4 protein-coding genes and 2 pseudogenes are annotated in these 4,110 nt (G+C 74.3%); 5 read left to right on the forward strand and 1 reads right to left on the reverse strand.

Annotated elements, in window-relative coordinates:
- The 3 genes and pseudogenes from AB0J52_RS30280 to AB0J52_RS30290 form a co-directional block, all read left to right on the forward strand.
- A pseudogene (locus AB0J52_RS30280) lies at positions 1-208 on the forward strand (serine hydrolase domain-containing protein); the annotation flags it as partial.
- A 14-nt stretch (positions 209-222) separates the two neighbouring features.
- Entirely contained in the window at positions 223-1,695 is a 1,473-nt protein-coding gene (locus AB0J52_RS30285) for an alpha/beta fold hydrolase (RefSeq protein ID WP_500186066.1), read from the forward strand.
- Positions 1,696-1,727: 32 nt separating this feature from the next.
- Complete coding sequence (locus tag AB0J52_RS30290; RefSeq protein ID WP_500186068.1) at positions 1,728-2,657, forward strand: ADP-ribosylglycohydrolase family protein; 930 nt, start codon at positions 1,728-1,730, stop codon at positions 2,655-2,657.
- Positions 2,658-2,661: 4 nt separating this feature from the next.
- Here AB0J52_RS30290 and AB0J52_RS30295 read toward each other — a convergent pair whose 3' ends face one another.
- A complete protein-coding gene (locus AB0J52_RS30295; RefSeq protein ID WP_500186069.1) occupies positions 2,662-3,429 on the reverse strand; it encodes an MBL fold metallo-hydrolase in 768 nt (255 codons plus the stop codon).
- Between the two features lie 117 nt (positions 3,430-3,546).
- Between AB0J52_RS30295 and AB0J52_RS30300 the strand changes: the two genes are divergently transcribed.
- Both AB0J52_RS30300 and AB0J52_RS30305 read left to right on the forward strand, forming a co-directional pair.
- A complete protein-coding gene (locus AB0J52_RS30300) occupies positions 3,547-3,903 on the forward strand; it encodes a YciI family protein (protein WP_500186070.1) in 357 nt (118 codons plus the stop codon).
- 3 nt (positions 3,904-3,906) lie between these two features.
- Positions 3,907-4,110: pseudogene (locus AB0J52_RS30305) on the forward strand (RNA polymerase sigma factor); the annotation flags it as partial.

Consider the following 4,110-nt stretch of genomic DNA (forward strand, 5'->3'; position numbering starts at 1 on the left):
CTACGGCCTCGGCCTGATCCAGACGCCCCTGACCTGCGGCGGCACCTGGACCGGACACGCCGGCGGCGTCCCCGGGTTCGGCACCGTCGCCGGAGTCGGGCCCGGCGGACGCGCCGTCGCCGTCTCCCTCAACGCCGACCCCGACAGCCTCCAGGCCCAGAACCACATGCTCGACGTCGTCCAGGCCGCCCTGTGCGACCACCGCTGACAAGGAGCCTTGCCATGCGCAGCCTCATGACCCTCGGCGTGGCCGCCGCCCTGCTCGTCCCGGCCGTCCCCGCCGCCGCGGCCCCGGCCGACCCGCTCGCCGCGTTCCACCACCAGAAGCTCCGCTGGACCGGGTGCGCCATGAAGGAACTGGACGACGCGGGCGCGCGGTGCGCGGACGTGACCGTCCCGCTCGACTACGCCGACCCGCGCGGAAAGACGATCAAGGTCGCGATCTCCCGGCTCCGGGCGAGCGGCCCGCGCCTCGGCGCCATGCTCATCAACGGCGGCGGCCCCGGCCCGGCCATCGACATGCCGCCGTACATCCGCGACATCACCCCCAAGGCCGGGCCGCGCTTCGACCTCATCGGCATGGACCCGCGCGGCCTCGGCCGCAGCACCCCCGTCGACTGCGGCTGGCCCAGCGGCACCTGGATCCGCTCGGCGGGCCTCGACCGGCGCGGCTTCGACGCCTCGGTGGCCTTCGCCCGCGACCTCGCCCGGCGCTGCCTCACCCGGTACGGCTCCTACCTGCCGCACATCACCACCCGGAACATCGCCCGCGACATGGACGTCGTCCGCGCCGCCCTCGGCGAGCGGAAGATCTCCTACAACGGCGCGTCCTACGGCACCTACCTGGGCGCGGTCTACGCCGCCCTGTTCCCCGGACGCCTCGACCGCGCCGTCCTGGACAGCAACGTCGACCCGGACCGCTGGTCGCCACGCCTCCTCCACGGCACCGAGCAGGCCAACGAGCGGGCCCTCGCGCACTGGGCCGGCTGGGCGGCCCGCCGCGACGCCACCTACCATCTGGGCGGCACCGGCCGCGAGGTCCTCGCGACCATCCGGCGCGTCATCGCCGCGGCCGCGCGCTCCCCGCTGCCCGTCGGCCCTTACAAGGTGGACGACTCGACGGTCCCGACCGTCCTGTTCAACCTGCTTTCCGACGACCGCGACGAGCAGCGCGCCGCCCTCGCGACAGCCGTCGCCGACCTGAACCGCGCCGCCCGCGGCGTCCACGTTCCCGCGACGGGCGCCCTGGCGGACTCCCTCAAGTTCATCCTCACCGGCGAGGAGTCCGTCTACGGCAGCGGCCAGGCCGCGATCCTCTGCAGCGACGCCCCCGCCCCGCGCGACCCGGAGGTCTACCGGCGCGACGTCCAGCGCGAACGCTCCGTCCACCCGGTCTTCGGCCCGCTCGGCGCGAACATCACCCCGTGCGCGTTCTGGCCGTCCCCGCGCGAGTCCGCCACCAGGGTCAGGACGACCCTCCCGAGCCTGCTGATCGGCGCGACCGGCGACACCCGCACGGTCTACGCCGGCAGCCTGGCCCTGCACCGCGACCTCCAGGGCTCCCGTCTCACCACCATCAAGGCCGACGTCCACGCCCCCTACCAGGCGTCCTACGGCAACACCTGCCTGACCAGAACCGTCGACGCCTACCTGCTCACCAACCGCCTCCCCACCACCGACACCACCTGCCCCTAACGAGAAAGAACGCCGCCTCTACCCTGCTCGTCATGGACCGGACAGAACGCGCGATCGGGGCCGTCGTCGGTTCCGCGCTGGGGGACGCGCTCGGCGCCCCCTACGAGTTCGGCCCGGCCGACGCCTTCTCCCGCCGCTTCCCCACCGGGCCCGGCGAGATGCGTCCCGGCGGGGGCTGGGACGAAGGCGAGGCGACCGACGACACCCAGATGGCCGTCCTGGTCGCCGAGTCCCTCCTCGACCGCGGAGGCTTCGACCCGGCGGACATGTTCGAGCGTTTCCGGCGCTGGGCCGCGTCCGACCCGAAGGACATCGGTCTCCAGACCGAGGCCGTCCTCACCAGTGGCGACTCGTGGGACATGGCGGCGGCCGTCCACTTTCAGGCCAATCTCTACGCGGCAGGGAACGGTGGTCTGATGCGTGCCGCGCCCTCGGCGGTGTTCTTCGCCGCTGAGGGACGCGGCGGCACCATGGAGGCGGGGCGTCGCATCACCGCGCTGACCCACGGGGACGGCGCGGCGTGGGAGGGGACGGCGATCCTGCATGAGTTGGTCCGCGTCGCGCTGGACGGCGAAGACCCCGTCGCCGCCCTCACCGGCACGCTCGCGCACGTCCGTCCCCAGCACCGGGAGCGTTACGCCCGGGTCCTCGACCCCGGCTGGCATCCGGACGACGCGACCGAGTTCAACGGTGCCGTGTGGCCGTGCCTCGGGTCCGCCGTATGGGCGGTGCGCACCACCACCGGGTTCGTGGAGGCGTTGCGCGCGGCGATCGACCTCGGCGGTGACACGGACACCGTCGCGGCGGTGACGGGTGCGCTCGCGGGAGCCGTCCACGGCGTGGCCGACGTGCCCGCATCCTGGTGCGCCGCGCTGCACGTGCCGCTTCCCGGGTTCCGACGCGTCCTGCGATACACGGAGTTGTGCGCTCTCGCCGAGAGGCTGGTGGCGCGGCGCGCGTGACGCGTCAGATCGTGTGGACGCTTCGCGGGGCCGCGTAGTCGATCGGCCCGTCGTACCTGGTCGCGGCCCGCGCCTGGGCCTCGGCCGGGGTGAGGGACGGCCCGACATGCGTGACCAGCAGGCTTCGGGCCCCCGCTGCCCGCGCCGTCTCTCCGGCCTCGTCCGCGGTGTGGTGGACGTGCTCGCCCTCCGGCGCCGGATCGGCGCTGTCGGCCTCGCAGAGCAGCACGTCACAGCCGTCGGCGAGCTCGGTGAGCGCCGCGCACGGTGCGGTGTCCCCCGAGTAGACGAGCGTGCGGCCCGCGGCCTCGGCGCGCAGCGCGAACGCCGGAAGGCCGTGGGAGACGGCGCGGCTGGTCAGGGTCATCCCGCCGACGCGCGCCTCGTGCCCGTCGCGCAACTCCTCGACGGCGAACGCCGACTCGACTGGGCTGCGCTGGGACGAGTTGGTGAGGAAGTGCGCCAGCCGGTCCGCGATGCCGGCCGGCCCGTACAGCGGGATCGGCGCGGCGAGCCGGATGTCGGCGTACAGCGCGCCGTAGTAGGCCGTGAGGAGGTCGGCGGTGTGGTCGGCGTGCAAGTGCGAGATCCAGATCGCGTCCAGCTCGTCCAGCCGGACGTGGCGGCGGAGCTCCGCGAGCGTTCCGGTCCCGGCGTCCACCCACACGCGCGTGCCGCCGGCCGTCAGCAGGTAGCCGGAGCAGGGGTTCCCGGGAGCCGGATACGGGGTCGCCGAGCCGAGAACGTCGAGGGTGAGGGCGTCGTGCGTCATCCGCGCAGACTAGCCGGAAAAATCTTGGACGGCGGTGTCCGTTTCCGCGTCCCCCGTCCGTGGACAGGGGGTGCGGCACACTACGGCCGCACGCCGAGGACGTGAAGGAGCACGACGATGAAGTACATGTTGCTGATCTACGCGGGCGCCGTCGAGGCGGACGGGACGCCGGGCGAGGGCGGCGGGAGCTTCGAGGACTGGCAGAAGTACCACGAGCAGGTCCGCGACGCCGGGATCCTGGTCTCGTCGGAGTCGCTCGCCGACCTCGTCACCGCCACGACGGTCCGGGTGGACGGGTCGGGCGCCCGGACCGTCACCGACGGGCCGTTCGCCGAGTCCCGCGAGGTGCTCGGCGGCTTCTACGTGATCGACGTCCCGGACCTGGACGCCGCGCTCGACTGGGCCGCCCGCTGCCCCGGCGCGGGCGGCGACGGCGCGGTGGTGGTCCGTCCGGTCGCCGACTTCGGGGCCTGAGCGGTGACCGGCGGGCGGGCGTCCGGTCAAGACGCGTCCGGCGGCGGGCCGCGCGTCGAGGACGTCTTCCGGGAGGAGCACGGTCGCCTGCTCGCCGCGCTCGCCCGCCGGTTCGGGGACCTGGACCTGGCCGAGGAGGCCGCCGCCGACGCCCTGGAGGCGGCGGTCGCCCGCTGGCCGGCGGACGGCGTCCCGCCCAACCCCGGC

Source organism: Spirillospora sp. NPDC049652, assembly GCF_040675125.1.
In the GTDB taxonomy this organism is placed as follows: Bacteria; Actinomycetota; Actinomycetes; order Streptosporangiales; family Streptosporangiaceae; genus Spirillospora.

Excerpts from the sequence above, each read along its gene's own strand:
- AB0J52_RS30285 (WP_500186066.1), top strand. The coding sequence starts at position 223 with ATGCGCAGCCTCATGACCCTCGGCGTGGCCGCCGCCCTGCTCGTCCCG.
- AB0J52_RS30290 (WP_500186068.1), top strand. The coding sequence starts at position 1,728 with ATGGACCGGACAGAACGCGCGATCGGGGCCGTCGTCGGTTCCGCGCTG.
- AB0J52_RS30295 (WP_500186069.1), bottom strand. The coding sequence starts at position 3,429 with ATGACGCACGACGCCCTCACCCTCGACGTTCTCGGCTCGGCGACCCCG.
- AB0J52_RS30300 (WP_500186070.1), top strand. The coding sequence starts at position 3,547 with ATGAAGTACATGTTGCTGATCTACGCGGGCGCCGTCGAGGCGGACGGG.